The sequence below is a fragment of the Streptomyces sp. NPDC088785 genome, from assembly GCF_044750685.1.
Lineage (GTDB): Bacteria > Actinomycetota > Actinomycetes > Streptomycetales > Streptomycetaceae > Streptomyces.
Map to the genome: position 1 here is coordinate 824,591 of NZ_JBIVKH010000001.1, position 14,144 is coordinate 838,734.

15 protein-coding genes are annotated in these 14,144 nt (G+C 72.2%); 1 reads left to right on the forward strand and 14 read right to left on the reverse strand.

All coding sequences use genetic code 11. The features are described 5' to 3' along the window. Positions 1-183: 183 nt before the first annotated feature. From ACIP5K_RS03770 to ACIP5K_RS03835, 14 genes are all read right to left on the reverse strand, one after another. Positions 184-456 (reverse strand): GlsB/YeaQ/YmgE family stress response membrane protein, encoded by a 273-nt coding sequence (locus ACIP5K_RS03770; RefSeq protein ID WP_401404549.1) that lies wholly within the window; start codon positions 454-456, stop codon positions 184-186. Between the two features lie 161 nt (positions 457-617). Next, a complete protein-coding gene (locus tag ACIP5K_RS03775; protein ID WP_401404551.1) occupies positions 618-1,010 on the reverse strand; it encodes a YccF domain-containing protein in 393 nt (130 codons plus the stop codon). Continuing rightward, positions 1,007-1,873: a zinc metalloprotease HtpX gene (gene htpX / locus ACIP5K_RS03780; RefSeq protein ID WP_401404553.1), complete on the reverse strand. Its 867-nt coding sequence runs from the start codon at positions 1,871-1,873 to the stop codon at positions 1,007-1,009. The genes ACIP5K_RS03775 and htpX overlap by 4 nt, the downstream gene beginning before the upstream one ends. Positions 1,874-2,053: 180 nt before the next feature. Then, positions 2,054-2,527, reverse strand: a complete 474-nt coding sequence (locus tag ACIP5K_RS03785; protein ID WP_401404555.1) for an MscL family protein — start codon at positions 2,525-2,527, stop codon at positions 2,054-2,056. Positions 2,528-2,619: 92 nt separating this feature from the next. Further along, complete coding sequence (locus ACIP5K_RS03790; protein ID WP_401404557.1) at positions 2,620-4,158, reverse strand: NADH-quinone oxidoreductase subunit N; 1,539 nt, start codon at positions 4,156-4,158, stop codon at positions 2,620-2,622. Then, complete coding sequence (locus tag ACIP5K_RS03795) at positions 4,155-5,729, reverse strand: NuoM family protein (protein WP_401404559.1); 1,575 nt, start codon at positions 5,727-5,729, stop codon at positions 4,155-4,157. Before ACIP5K_RS03795 ends, ACIP5K_RS03790 begins: the two co-directional genes overlap by 4 nt. Positions 5,730-5,735: 6 nt before the next feature. Beyond that, positions 5,736-7,766, reverse strand: a complete 2,031-nt coding sequence (locus ACIP5K_RS03800) for an NADH-quinone oxidoreductase subunit L (RefSeq protein WP_401404561.1) — start codon at positions 7,764-7,766, stop codon at positions 5,736-5,738. Then, positions 7,763-8,164 carry an NADH-quinone oxidoreductase subunit NuoK gene (gene nuoK, locus ACIP5K_RS03805; RefSeq protein ID WP_401404563.1) on the reverse strand — a complete coding sequence of 134 codons (402 nt, stop codon included), beginning with the start codon at positions 8,162-8,164 and terminating at the stop codon, positions 7,763-7,765. Before nuoK ends, ACIP5K_RS03800 begins: the two co-directional genes overlap by 4 nt. Beyond that, positions 8,164-8,808 (reverse strand): NADH-quinone oxidoreductase subunit J, encoded by a 645-nt coding sequence (locus ACIP5K_RS03810; protein ID WP_401404565.1) that lies wholly within the window; start codon positions 8,806-8,808, stop codon positions 8,164-8,166. The genes nuoK and ACIP5K_RS03810 overlap by 1 nt, the downstream gene beginning before the upstream one ends. Beyond that, positions 8,805-9,380 (reverse strand): NuoI/complex I 23 kDa subunit family protein, encoded by a 576-nt coding sequence (locus ACIP5K_RS03815; protein ID WP_401404567.1) that lies wholly within the window; start codon positions 9,378-9,380, stop codon positions 8,805-8,807. Before ACIP5K_RS03815 ends, ACIP5K_RS03810 begins: the two co-directional genes overlap by 4 nt. Then, entirely contained in the window at positions 9,380-10,348 is a 969-nt protein-coding gene (locus ACIP5K_RS03820) for an NADH-quinone oxidoreductase subunit H (protein ID WP_401404569.1), read from the reverse strand. The genes ACIP5K_RS03815 and ACIP5K_RS03820 overlap by 1 nt, the downstream gene beginning before the upstream one ends. Beyond that, entirely contained in the window at positions 10,345-11,607 is a 1,263-nt protein-coding gene (locus ACIP5K_RS03825; protein WP_401404572.1) for an NADH-quinone oxidoreductase subunit C, read from the reverse strand. The genes ACIP5K_RS03820 and ACIP5K_RS03825 overlap by 4 nt, the downstream gene beginning before the upstream one ends. Next, a complete protein-coding gene (locus ACIP5K_RS03830) occupies positions 11,604-12,221 on the reverse strand; it encodes an NADH-quinone oxidoreductase subunit B (protein ID WP_401404574.1) in 618 nt (205 codons plus the stop codon). The genes ACIP5K_RS03825 and ACIP5K_RS03830 overlap by 4 nt, the downstream gene beginning before the upstream one ends. 41 nt (positions 12,222-12,262) lie before the next feature. Beyond that, the gene (locus ACIP5K_RS03835; protein WP_401404576.1) at positions 12,263-12,646 is read right to left on the reverse strand and encodes an NADH-quinone oxidoreductase subunit A; all 384 of its coding nucleotides are present in this window, start codon (positions 12,644-12,646) and stop codon (positions 12,263-12,265) included. Between the two features lie 195 nt (positions 12,647-12,841). Between ACIP5K_RS03835 and ACIP5K_RS03840 the strand changes: the two genes are divergently transcribed. Further along, a complete protein-coding gene (locus ACIP5K_RS03840; protein ID WP_401404578.1) occupies positions 12,842-14,080 on the forward strand; it encodes a sensor histidine kinase in 1,239 nt (412 codons plus the stop codon). Positions 14,081-14,144 lie beyond the last annotated feature (64 nt).

Consider the following 14,144-nt stretch of genomic DNA (forward strand, 5'->3'; position numbering starts at 1 on the left):
CGTTGCGCCAATGTTTCCACAACGGGTGGCCCGAGCCCCACGGTTCCGGGGAGAGACCTCACGAATGCTCGGGAGGGGTGGTGCGAGGGCCCGCCGCCGGGCCGGGAGTGCGCCCCGGCGCACAGGGGCGCGCGGCGGACGCGGCGGCGGTGCGGGGGGATGCGGCGGCGGTGTGCGCCGAGGTCAGCGGCGTTCGCGGGAGTTGCCGAAGAAGATGCGGTAGAGGATCAGCAGGACGAGCGCGCCGCCGATCGCGGCGACCCAGGTCGCGCCGTCGTAGAAGTCCTTGCTGACGGGCCGGTCGAGCCACTCGGCCGATATCCAGCCGCCGATGAAGGCGCCGGCTATGCCGATGAGTGTGGTGCCGATCAGGCCGCCCGGGTCGCGCCCCGGCAGCAGGATCTTGGCGATGGCGCCGGCGAGCAGGCCCAGGATGATCCAGCTGATGATGCCCATGCCGTGACGGCCTCTCTTCCAGGGGGTGTTGCGGTGGACCGGCTCCGCGGCGACGCCGCGGTCCCTTGATCCATCACTGCCCTGGAAGACGCCGGACAGGCCGGGTCCGGTTGCGCGGGATCCGCGCCCCCCGGGGGGTCCGGCCGGTCCCGGCCCGCGCTCTAGCGGGTGGCGAACGGCTGGTCCGTACGGACGATCTCGCGGCCGAGCGGGAGCAGCGAGAGCGGGATCATCTTGAAGTTGGCGATGCCGAACGGGATGCCGATGATCGTCACGCACAGGGCGATGCCCGTGAAGACGTGGGCGAGCGCCAGCCACCAGCCGGCCAGGATCAGCCACAGCACGTTGCCGACGCAGGAGGGTGCGCCCCCGTCGCGGCGCTCGACGGCGGTGTACCCGAAGGGCCACAGCGCGTAGACGCCGATCCGGAAGGCGGCGATCCCGAAGGGGATGCCGATGATGGTGATGCAGAGCAGCACGCCTGCGAGCAGGTATCCGAGGAACAGCCAGAAGCCGCTCAGGACGAGCCAGATGACGTTCAGGACGGTCTTCACCGGCGGGGGCCTCCTGCCATTTGCTCCAGCCGCTCGATGCGCTCGGCCATCGGCGGGTGCGTGGAGAACATTTTCGACATTCCCTGACCCGGACGGAACGGGTTGGCGATCATCATGTGGCTCGCCGTCTCGATCCGCGGCTCGGGCGGCAGCGGCAGCTGCTTGGTCCCGGCGTCGAGCTTGCGCAGGGCGCTGGCGAGGGCCAGCGGGTCGCCGGTCAGCTGCGCGCCGGAGGCGTCGGCCTCGTACTCGCGCGAGCGGCTGATGGCGAGCTGGATGAGGGACGCGGCGAGCGGTCCCAGGATCATGACCAGGAGCATCCCGAAGATGCCGGGGCCGTCGTCGTCGTTCGAGCGGCCGATCGGGATGAGCCACGCGAAGTTCACCAGGAACATGATCACCGAGGCGAGGGCGCCGGCCACCGACGAGATCAGGATGTCGCGGTTGTAGACGTGGCTCAGCTCGTGCCCGATGACGCCGCGCAGCTCGCGCTCGTCCAGCAGGCGCAGGATGCCCTCGGTGCAGCAGACGGCGGCATTGCGCGGATTGCGTCCGGTCGCGAACGCGTTCGGCGCCTCGGTGGGCGAGATGTACAGCCGGGGCATGGGCTGCCTGGCCTGCGTGGACAGCTCGCGGACCATCCGGTACAGCGCCGGGGCCTCGAACTCGCTGACCGGGCGGGCCCGCATCGCGCGCAGGGCCAGCTTGTCGCTGTTCCAGTACGCGTACGCGTTCGTCCCGATGGCGATGACGAGGCCGATGATCAGGCCCGTGCGGCCGAAGAAGCTGCCGATGACGAGAATGAGGGCGGAGAGCCCTCCGAGGAGTACGGCGGTCTTCAGCCCATTGTGCCGGCGGTGCACGGTACGCCCTCCTGGTGGTGCGGCAGGGGAACCCACTGCTCTGTCTCTTGCTGGCCACTGGCGCGCGGGTCGCGCGTGTTCCTGTCCAGTGGACCCTCCCGTACTGGTCAACGCCAGACGAGAGGCTCTAGTTCCCTTGTGCGCGGCCGGAGGGCGGGGTCCGCGTGTAGGCCGTACGGGTCAGACCTTCTCCTTGACCTGCTGCCCGGGGAGCATCCCGGCGATCTCCAGGGCCTTCTGGTCGGGCTCGATCTCGCTGGTGCACTGGGGGCAGCGGGTGGCGATGCCGGGGATCTGCGCGAAGCAGCGCGGGCAGTCGCGCATGGAGGCCTTGATGTCGACCGGCTTGTTGCGGTCCATGCGGGCCTGGAACTTCATCATCGGCAGGACGATCAGGAAGTAGAGCACCGCGGCGGTGATGAAGAAGGCGATCGTGGCGTCGATGAACTTCCCGTAGAGGAACTTCACCCCGTCGACCTCGAAGACCGCGTCGGAGTAGTCACCGATGGAGCCGGTGGCCCACCCGAGGAGCGGGGTGATGAAGGCCGTGCTGAAGGCGGTCACCAGGGCGGTGAACGCCGTTCCGATGGCGAGGCCGACCGCCGTGGTGATGATGTTGCCGCGGAGGATGAATGTCTTGAAGCCGCTCAGCACGGTACTGCTCCTGGGTATCGGGGTTGTCTGGGGCATGCCTGAACCAGGCGACCCCAAAACGTACCAAAGAGGCAGGCCCGCTTGTCACCTCATCACAGGAACAGCCCACTGTTCACAAAGTGGAGGATGAGTTGTGGAGCCCCGGAGAGCGCCACCCCGATGACGGCCGTGAGGGCGATCGCGGCGGTGAGCGGCGCCGAGAACCGGTAGACCGCCGGCTCGCCCTCGGGGGCGCGGAAGAGGTCCGCGGTCCACTGGAGGTAGTAGAAGAGGGCGATCACGACGTTCACCGCCATGACGACGGCGAGCCAGCCCAGGCCCGCGTCGACGGCCGCCGAGAAGACGGTGACCTTGGCGAAGAGGCCGATGACGCCCGGCGGCAGCCCGGCGAGGCACAGCAGGAAGAAGCCCAGGACGAGGGCGGCGAGCGGCCGCGAGGCGTACAGGCCGCGGTAGTCGCCGAGACGGTTGAGCGGCTTGGTGCGGGCGACCAGCGCCGCCACGGCGAAGGCGCCGAGGTTCACGGCCGCGTACATGAGGGCGTACGCGAGCGTGGAGCCGATCGACTTCTCCGGGTCGTCGGCGTAGGCGGCCGAGGCGATCGGCACCAGGAGGTAGCCGGCCTGGCCGACGGACGACCAGGCGAGCAGCCGTACGGCGCTGTACGCACGCGTGGCCTGTTGGCGCAGGGCGGCGACGTTGCCGACGGTCATGGTCAGTGCGGCCAGGGCGGCGAGCGCCGGGCCCCACACGTCGGCGTAGGACGGGAACGCGACGACGGTGACGAGGATGAGGCCGGTGAAGCCGACCGCCTTGCCGACGACCGACAGGTAGGCGGCGATCGGCAGCGGCGCGCCCGCATAAGTGTCGGGCACCCAGAAGTGGAACGGGACGGCGGCCGTCTTGAAGGCGAATCCGATGAGGGTGAGGGCGACGCCCGCCTGGGCGAGGGTGTCGAGCCGGCCGTCCACGTGGGTGAGCTGCTCGGCGACGCGGTTCAGGTGCAGGCTGCCGGTGGCCGCGTACACGAAGCTCACGCCGAGCAGGGTGACGGCGGTCGCGGTGACGGAGGACAGGAAGAACTTGAGGGCGGCGTCCGAGGAGCGCCGGTCGCCCTGCTTGAGCCCGACCAGTGCGAAGGCGGGCAGCGAGGCGACCTCCAGGGCGACGACGAGCGTGGCCAGGTCGCGGGAGGCGGGCAGCAGGGCGGCGCCCGCGGCGGAGGACAGCAGCAGGAACCAGTACTCCCCCTCGGGGAACGGCCGGTGCGCGTTCTTCGCGTCCTTGAGCGCGCTGATCGACAGCAGCGCGGTCAGCAGGGCGCCCGCGAGGACCAGGAACTGGACGACGAGGGTGAACCGGTCCGCCGTGTAGCTGCACGCCTGATACGGGGTGCCCTTGAGGCAGAAGGTGGAGCGTTCGTCGCCGATCAGCGGGATCAGCGCGAGCGCGGCGGCGGCCAGGCCCGCGACGGAGATCCAGCCGAGGACCGCCTTGCGCGCCTCCCCGACGAACAGGTCGGCGACCAGGACGACGAGGGCGACGACCGCGGCGATGGTGGGCGGCGCGATCGCGGCCCAGTCGACGGACTGGACGAGGGACACCACGGAGGGCGCGGCGACGGCGATCACTTCAGGCCTCCTGCGAGGAGCTTCTGCACGGCCGGGTCGGTGAGGCCGAGCAGGGCGGCGGGCCACAGGCCCGCGAGGACGGTGAGGGCGACGAGCGGGGTCCAGGCGGCGAACTCGTACCCCTGTACGTCCGCGAGCGCCGGGGCCTGCCGCGGGCGCGGGCCCATGCAGACGCGCCGGACCAGGATGAGCAGGTAGGCGGCGGTGAGCAGGGTGCCGAGGCCGGCGATGGCCAGGAACACCAGGAACGCGGGCCGGCTGAGGTCGTCGGCGGGCCGGAACGCCCCGAACAGGGCGAGCATCTCGCCCCAGAACCCGGCGAGCCCGGGCAGGCCGAGCGAGGCGACGGCGGCGAAGGCAAGCAGGCCGCCCAGGCGCGGGGCCTTGCCGTACAGGGCCATGCCGCTCTGTTCGGCGAGGGTGTCGAGGTCGCTGGTGCCGGTCCGGTCCTTGAGGGCGCCGACGAGGAAGAAGAGCAGGCCGGTGATGAGGCCGTGGGCGATGTTGGCGAACAGGGCGCCGTTCACGCCGGTCGGGCTCATCGTGGCGATGCCGAGGAGCACGAAGCCCATGTGGCCGACGGAGGAGTAGGCGATGAGGCGCTTGAGGTCGCCCTTGGCGCCCTGCTTGGCGAGGTTCAGGCAGGCCAGCGACCCGTAGATGATCCCGGTCACGGCGAGGGCGGCGAGGTACGGCGCGAAGGTGCGGAAGCCGTCGGGCGCGATCGGGAGCAGGATGCGGACGAATCCGTACGTCCCCATTTTCAGCAGCACGCCGGCGAGGAGGACCGAGCCGACGGTCGGGGCGGCGGTGTGGGCGTCCGGCAGCCAGCTGTGCAGCGGCCACATCGGGGTCTTGACGGCGAGCCCGATCCCGATGGCCAGAGCGGCGATGACCTGCACGGACGTGCTCAGGCCCCGGCCGTTGTCAGTGGCGAGTGCCATCATGTCGAAGGTGCCCGACTTAACACCGATAAGGAGAATGCCGAGCAGCATCACGACCGAGCCGAGCAGGGTGAACAGGATGAACTTCCAGGCCGCCGCGGCCCGTTCGGCACCGCCCCAGCGGGCGATGAGGAAGTACATCGGGATGAGCACCATCTCGAAGGCGAGGAAGAAGAGCAGGAGGTCCAGGACGGCGAAGGTGGCCAGCGTGCCCGATTCGAGCAGCAGGACCAGGGCGACGAACGCCTTGGGGGAAGGGCCCGCGGGCCTTTTGAAGTAGGAGTACAGCGCGCACAGGAACGTGAGCAGCGCCGTGAGCACCAGGAGGGGGAGGGAGATGCCGTCGATGCCGAGGTGGATCCGCACGTGCAGCGCCGGGATCCAGCTGATGTCCGTCGTGGCCTGCATCCTGGACGGCTGGTCGTGGTCGAAGCCCAGCGCGAGGACGACGGCGGCGAGAAGGATCGCGCCGGTCACGGTCACGCCGTGGCGGAGCACGGCCTGGTCGGGGGAGGTCCCCTTCAGTCCGGGCGGGGCCGGCAGGAGGGCGAGGACGGCGCCGATGAGCGGGCCGACGACGATCAGTGCGAGAAGGAGCTGCATCACGGATTCGCTGATATCGATCACGGCTGCTCACGCTCCGGCGGTGGCGACGAGGACGACGGCGACCACCAGGACGACGGTGCCTGCGAGCAGTGCGCTGAGGTAGGTCTGGACGTTTCCGGTCTGGGCGCGGCGCACGGCCCGGCCCAGGAGTCCGGGGGTCATGGCCGCGCCGCGTACGTAGGTGTCGACGACCGTGCGGTCCAGGAAGGCGACCAGGGTGGCGCCGGCCCGGACGGGGCGGACGAAGAGCGCCGCGTAGAGCGCGTCCAGGTGGAAGCCGACGGCGGCGTGCCGGTGCAGCGGGCCCAGTAGCAGTCGGCCGGGGTCGGCCGGGTCGGGGGCGCTCGCGACATCGCCGTAGACCGGGGTGTGGCTGGCGATGGCCTCGGCCTCGACGAGCCCGCCGTCGCCCTGCTCGGTGTCGATCGCGACGGCGCCGATCGGGACGGCGGAGCGGGCGGCCGACGCGGTGGTGTGCCGCCAGGCCGCGTAGGTGACCAGGCCGCCGACGAGGGCGAAGCCCGTGCCGAGGACCGAGGTGGTCAGCGTCGGGGCGAGCGAGTGGCCGTCGAACCAGTCGGGCAGCCGCAGGAAGGACAGGCCGAGGGCGAAGGAGGGGATGGCCAGGATCCACAGCACGGCGCTCATCGCGACGGGCTGCTTGCCGTGGCGGGGGGCCTCGGGGCCGCGGCCGTTGAAGGCCAGCAGCCACAGGCGGGTCGCGTAGGCGGCGGTGAGCAGGGCCGTGAACAGCCCCGCGACGAGCACGATCCAGCCGGACGCGGCGGGGATCGACGGGCCGCCGACGGCGTCGCCGGTGGCGGTGTGCTCGGCGGCGCCGAGGACGGCTTCCTTGGAGAAGAAGCCGCTGAAGGGCGGGATCGCGGCGAGCGCGAGCAGCGCCACGGTCATCGTCCAGAAGGCGTCGGGGACGCGGGCCCGCAGGTTGCCCATGCGGGACATCGCGGCCAGTGAGTTGGTGCCGGCGGCGTGGATGACCGCGCCCGCCGCGAGGAACAGCAGCGCCTTGAAGGCGCCGTGCGTGAGGAGGTGGAAGACGGCGGCCCCGCGGTCGCCGACGGCGAGGGCGCCGGTCATGTAGCCGAGCTGCCCGATCGTCGAGTAGGCGAGGACGCGCTTGATGTCGTCCTGGGCGAGCGCGGCGAGCGCCGAGCCGAGCATGGTGACGCCGGCCATCGCCGCGAGCACGACCAGGGCCGCCCCGGAGGCGGCGAAGACCGGGAGGAGGCGGGCGACGAAGTAGACACCGGCGGCGACCATCGTCGCGGCGTGGATCAGCGCGGAGACGGGCGTGGGGCCCGCCATCGCGTCGGGCAGCCAGGTGTGCAGCGGGAACTGCGCGGACTTGCCCGCCACTCCGGCGAGGAGCAGCAGGGCGATCAGGGTGGGGTGGTCGAGGCCGCCCGCGCTGGTGACCTTGCCCAGGATCGTCGTGATGCGGAACGAGCCGGCGTCCGTGGCGAGCGCGAACAGGCCGATGAGGAAGGGGACGTCGCCGAGTTTCGTGACGAGGAAGGCCTTGAGGGAGGCGGCGCGCGCCTCGGGGGTCTCCCAGTAGTGGCCGACGAGGAAGTAGGAGCAGATGCCCATGACCTCCCAGCCGACCAGCAGCACCATCAGGTCGCCCGAGTAGACGACGAGCAGCATGGCGGAGGTGAACAGGGAGACGATCGCGGCGTAGCTGGGGTAGCGCGGGTCGTCGCGCAGATAGCCCGTCGAGTACAGCTGGACGCAGGTCGCGACCAGGCCGACCAGGACGGCGACGAGGGCGGCGAAGCCGTCGATGTGCAGGGCGAGTTCGATCGGCACGGAGCCGGTCGGGGTGAGTTCGGTGTGCGCGTCGAGGGCCGTGGTGCCGCTGCCGGAGCCGCCGCCCTGCCGGCCCGCGACCACGGCGGCCAGGATCAGCGCGGCGAGTGTCGGCAGCACGGCCAGCGGGCGGACGAACGCGGGCGCCGTGCGGCCGAGCAGCAGCCCGGCGACGGCGCCGAGGAACGGCAGGAGGGGGACGAGGACGGCGAGGGTCGTGGTGGTCACGCGGTGGCCTCTGCCTTCTCGTCGGCGCCGGGCTCGCCGGTCCGCGCCGCGGACGGGTCGTGCGGGTCTCGCGGGTCGTCGTCCGGGTCGCGGGGCTCGGCGGCGTCGCGGAGCCTGTCGATGTCCGAGGTGCCGCGGTTGCGGTGGACGGCCAGGACGATGGCGAGGCCGATGCCGATCTCGGCGGCGGCGACGGCGATGGTGAACAGGGTCAGGGCCTGGCCGGCGTGCAGGGTGTCGCGCAGCCAGACGTCGAAGGCGACGAGGTTCAGGTTGACGGCGTTGAGCATCAGCTCGACGGACATCAGGACCAGGATCGCGTTGCGGCGGGCCAGTACGCCGTACAGGCCCGTGCAGAAGAGGAGGGAGGCGAGGACGGCCGGGTAGACGAGGTGCATCAGCGGTTGTCCTCCTGCTGTGCGCGTGGCGCGCCGGGCCCGCCGGATGCGGGGGCCGCGCCGGATGCGGGGGCCGCGCCGGTGTCGGCGTGCTGCTTGCGGGACAGGACGATCGCGCCGACCAGTGCCGCGAGCAGCAGGACGGACAGGGCCTCGAAGGGCAGCACCCAGTGCCGGAAGAGGACCGAGCCGGTGACCGCCGTGTTGCTCTGGGCGGCGCCGTGGTCCAGGTCGATCCAGGTCGCGCGGAAGGCGTCGGCGACGACCCAGACCAGTGCGGCGGCCGCGGCAGCGGCGACGGTCAGGGCGGCCCAGCGGTGCGCGTTGTCGGCGTCGGGTGAGCGGCCGATGGGCGCCCGGGTCAGCATCAGTCCGAACAGCAGGAGGACGACGACGGAACCCACGTAGATCAGCACCTGCACCCACGCGATGAACTCGGCGGTGAGCAGGAGGTATTCGACGGCGAGGCCGCCGAGGGCGACGACCAGCCACAGGGCGGCGTGCACCAGCTGCTTGGTGGTGACGGTGGCGACGGCGGCGCCGAAGGTGACCAGGCCGACGAGGAGGAAGGCGATCTCGACGCCGGTCGGGGACAGGAAGCCGGGGTGTGCGGCGGCCGTGGCCTGCCATGCGGCGGCGCTCATCCGGCGGACTCCTCTCCGGTCGCGGCGGGATCCGTCCGGTCCGCCTGGGCCTGAGCAGCCAGTTTCTCTGCCGTCTTGCGGGCCGCGGCGAGTTCCTTGGGTTCCTCGGCCGCGGGGTCGAGGGCGGGCGGGGCCGGCACGGTCCACATCCACTCGCGGAGCTTGTCGCGCTCGTGGGTGAGTTCGTGGATGTCGGTCTCGGCGTACTCGAACTCCGGGGACCAGAACAGCGCGTCGAACGGGCAGACCTCGATGCAGATACCGCAGTACATGCAGAGGGAGAAGTCGATGGCGAAGCGGTCGAGGACGTTGCGGGAGCGCTCGCGGCCGCCCTCGACGGCGGGCGGCACCGTCTCCTTGTGGGAGTCGATGTAGATGCACCAGTCCGGGCACTCGCGGGCGCACAGCATGCAGACCGTGCAGTTCTCCTCGAACAGGCCGATCACGCCTCGGGTGCGGGGCGGGAGTTCGGGCTGGGTGTCCGGGTACTGCGCGGTGACGGTCTTCTTCGTCATCGTGCGCAGGGTGACGGCGAGGCCCTTGGCCAGGCCGCTGCCAGGGATCGGGGGCATCAGGCGATCGCCACCTTCACGATTCCGGTGAGCGCGATCTGCGCGAGGGCGAGGGGGACGAGCGTGGTCCAGGCGAGCTTCTGCAACTGGTCCTCGCGCAGGCGCGGGTACGAGACGCGCAGCCAGATCACGACGAAGGCGAGGACGGCCGTCTTGAGCAGCGTCCAGACCCAGCCGAGGCCGTCGGCGCCCCACGGGCCGTGCCAGCCGCCCAGGAAGAGGACGGTGGTCAGGCCGCACAGGACGACGATGCCCGCATACTCGGCGAGCAGGAACAGGGCGAAGCGCAGGCCCGTGTACTCGGTGTACGCGCCGAAGATGATCTCGGAGTCGGCGACGGGCATGTCGAAGGGGGGCCGCTGGAGTTCGGCGAGGCCCGCCACGAAGAAGACGAGGGCGCCGACGATCTGCCAGGGCAGCCACCACCACTCGAAGGCGTCGAGGATGCCGGGCAGCGAGACCGTTCCGGCGGCCATGGCCACGGACGCCGCGGCGAGCAGCATCGGCAGTTCGTACGCGAGCAGTTGCGCGGCCGTGCGCAGGCCGCCGAGGAGGGAGAACTTGTTGGCGCTGGCCCAGCCCGCCATCAGCGCGCCGAGGACGCCGACGCCCATCACCGCGAGCACGAAGAAGATGCCCGCGTCGATGACCTGGCCGACCGCGCCGTCGCCCGGGCCGACCGGGATCGCCAGCAGCACGAGGAGGTAGGGCAGCAGGGCGACGGCGGGGGCCAGCTGGAAGACGCGGCGGTCGGCGGCGGCCGGGACCACGTCCTCCTTCTGCGCGAACTTCACTCCGTCGGCGACGAGCTGGGCCCAGCCGTGGAAGCCGCCCGCGTACATCGGGCCGAGCCGGCCCTGCATGTGGGCCATGACCTTGTGCTCGGTCTGGCCGACGACCAGGGGCAGCACCAGGAAGGCGACGAAGACGACGACGAGGCGCAGGGCGACGTCGAGAGCGTCGTTCACTGCGTGCCTCCTTCGGTGGTTCCGGGCTCGTCGGGGGTGGCCTTCTCGGGAGCCGGGTCCGGTGCGGGAGCCGGTTCCGGTGCGGGGTCCGGTTCCGGTGCGGGGTCCGGTTCCGGTGCCGGTGCCGGTGAGGCCGGCTCCGGCGACACGGTCGGCTCAGGCGAAGCGGCCGGCTCAGGCGACGCGGTCGGCTCCGGCGGTGCGGCCGGTTTCGGGTCCTCGTCGAAGGCGGGCTTGGCGTGGTGCCAGGGGGCGTCGCTCGTACGGGGTTTCGCCGCCGGGCCGGTCGTTGACCCGGCCGGTGACCCGGCACCCGGCTCCGCGCCCGGCTCGGCCCCCGGCGTAGCCCCGGGCCCGGGCCGCTGGCTCGCCGACCCCTCCGAGACGCTGCGGGCGCGGCGGGCCGGACGCGCGGGACGCTCTTCGGCGGCCGCACCCGGACCAGCAGCAGGCGCGTCCGGAGCCGCGGGCGCGTCCGGAGCGGCAGCCGCCTGGCTGGCCGACCCCTGGCTCGCCGACCGTGTGCGCCGCGCCGGCCGCTCCCCGGCCGCCGCCCGCCCCGCGCCACCGGCACCGGCACCGGCACCGGCACCGGCACCCGCACCCGCACCCGCACCGGCGGCACCCGCCCCCGCAGCCCGCCGCGCGGGACGTGCCGGAGCCGGGGGCAACTGGCCCTTCAGCGGACCCCATTCGTTCGGGTCGGGCACGCCCGGCGGGAGCATCTGGCGGCGCTTGGGCCCGCCGTGCCCGGCCCCCTCCCCCGGCTCCTTGGCCCCCGGCCACGCCTTGGCGACCCGGGCGGCGAGCACGAAGTCCTTGCGCAGCGGATGCCCTTCGAAGCCGTCGGGCAGCAGCAGCGGATCGAGGCCGGGGTGACCGGTGAAGCCGACGCCGAACATCTCGTGCGTCTCGCGCTCGTGCCAGGCGGCGCCCGCGTACACGCCGACCGCGGAGGCGAGCACCGGCGCCGCGTGCGGCACGGTCGTGCGCAGCAGCAGACGGCGTACGGAACCGGGCGCGACGGCCGCGACGTGCGCGCAGACGCGGAACCCGGCGCCGGGCTCGTCCACCGCGCTCAGCCAGTCGAAGTACGTGCACCCCAGACGCGTACGGGCCGTCTCCAGAGCGGTGGTCCACTCCTCGGCCGGGACGTCGACGGTCAGCAGGTCGTACGCCTCCTCGGCCGCGGCCCCCGCGCCGAACAGCTCCTCGACCGTCCCCGGCAGCCAGCCCGCGCTCGGCGGCCCGGCGCTCATCGGCCCTCCCCCGGCTTCGGCGGCTCGACGAGGCCGCTGCTCAGCGCGGCGGCCGAGGGGCGGCCCGCGGCGGCGTCGGCGGAGGTGTACCGCTCCCCGAGCGACTCGCGAGCGATCTTCTCCTGGAGCTTGAGGATGCCCTGGAGCAGCGCCTCGGGCCGGGGCGGGCAGCCGGGCACGTACACGTCGACGGGGATGATCTGGTCGACGCCCTTCGTCACCGAGTACGAGTCCCAGTACGGTCCGCCGCAGTTGGAGCAGGCGCCGAAGGAGATGACGTACTTGGGCTCGGGCATCTGTTCGTACAGGCGCTTCACGGCGGGCGCCATCTTGTCCGTGACCGTGCCGGAGACGACCATCAGGTCCGCCTGGCGCGGGCCCGGCGCGAAGGGGATGACGCCGAGCCGGATGAAGTCGTGCCGGGCCATGGACGCGGCGATGAACTCGATGGCGCAGCAGGCGAGCCCGAAGTTGAAGACCCACAGGCTGTAGCGGCGGCCCCAGTTGAGGACCACCTTCATCGGCTCGGGGGCGAGCCGCGAGAGCACGCCCAGCTTCTTCGGGCCCAGGGGGTCGGGCAGCGGCACCGGCTCCGACGGGGTCACATCACTCACGTCCACGTCACTCACGCCCACGTCACTCACGCCCACGTCATTCACGCCCACGTAAGGACGCCCTTCTTGTATGCGTACAGCAGCCCCACGGCCAGGAAGCCGAGGAAGATGAACATCTCGGCCAGGGTCGCCGCGCCGAAGCCCGGTGCGGCGAAGACCGTGGCCCAGGGGAAGAGGAAGATCGAGTCGACGGCGAAGATCACGTAGAGGAACGCGTACACGTAGTAGCGGACCTGGGTGTGGGCCCAGCCCTCGCCGACGGGATCGACCCCGCACTCGTACGTGAGGAGTTTCTCCGGCGTCGGCACCACGGGCCGCAGCAGCCGGCCCGCGCCGAAGGCGACGGCGACGAAGAGCACGCCGACGACGGCGAGCAGCCCGACCACCGAGTACGAGCGGAAGTAGTCCGCCGCGATGACGGTCACGTCTCAGCGCCCCTCGCGTGTTCGTTGTTGGTTCGTGTTCGACGATCTGTACGGACACGGAGTCTAGGGCCTGTTAAAGGGACGGTAAGCAGTCCGGTGTCACCGGAGGGGACGGCGGGGTGGGGTTATCCCCCGTTCGTCCTGGGCAGTCCGCCTCATGGCGCGGCCCGTCGGCCACAGGGCACTCTTTCGGCTATGACCGACCCACTCCACGTCCCCGACGTCACGGACGGCGGCCCCGGCGAAGACCGCGGCGACGGATGCGACGACGACCGTCCCGTGCTGCCGCCGGCCCGTTTCGCCTTCGACCGGCACACCTGGAAGGAGATCGCGTATCTCCTGAGCAGTTTCCCGCTGGCCGTCCTCGGCTTCGTGTACGCCGTGACGATGCTGTCGCTCGGCGCCGGGCTGACGGTGACGGTGATCGGGCTGCCGCTGATCGCCGCCGGGCTGCGCGGCGCGCGGCTGCTGGCACGGGCGGAGCGCGCCCGGGCCCGGGCGCTGCTCGGCGTGCGGATCGACGAGCCGAGCCCGCTGCCGGTGCGGGGCGCGGGCGGTTTCTTCGCCTGGCTGTGGAACGGCCTGAAGGACCCGGTGGGCTGGCGGGCCGTGCTGTACGAGGTGATCCGGCTGCCGTGGAGCGTGCTGACGTTCGCGCTGATGCTGCCGTCGCTGCTGGTGCTGTGGCCGGTGCTGCCGTTCCTCGCGCGGGGCCTGGCCAACGCGGACCGGGCCATGGTCCGCGCGCTGCTGTCGCCGTCGGACGAGCTGGAGCAGCGGATCGCCGAGCTGGAGTCGGACCGGGGCGTCGTGGTCGACACGGCCGCCGCCGACCTGCGCCGCATCGAGCGCGACCTGCACGACGGCGCGCAGGCCCGCCTGGTGAACCTGGCGATGGGCCTGGGCCTGGCCAAGGAGAAGCTGCTGGAGGGCCGGGCCGACGAGACGGTGGCCGCGATGGTCGACGAGGCGCACGGCGAGGTGAAGCTCGCTCTCCAGGAGCTGCGCGACCTGGCCCGCGGCATCCACCCGGCGGTCCTCACCGACCGCGGCCTGGACGCGGCCCTGTCCTCCGTCGCCTCGCGCTGCACCGTGCCGGTGAAGGTGACGGCCGAGCTGCCGGCCCGGCCCGCCGAGGCGATCGAGGGCATCGCCTACTTCACCGTCTCGGAGCTGCTCCAGAACGTCAGCAAGCACAGCCGGGCCACGCAGGCCAGCGTGGACGTGTGGCGCAGCGGCGACCGGCTGCTGATCCAGGTGCAGGACGACGGGGTGGGCGGCGCCGGCCTCGACAAGGGCACCGGCATGTCCGGGCTCGCGGAGCGGCTGGGCGCGGTGGACGGGCTGTTCGTCGTGGACTCGCCGGAGGGCGCCGGTACGACGGTGACGGCCGAGCTGCCCTGGCGCGACCGCTCGGGCCCCGGCCAGGACTAGCCCCCGCCCCGGGGCCGCCACCGCCCCCGGGACCCCCGGGACCGCCGGGGGTAGGGAAAACCCC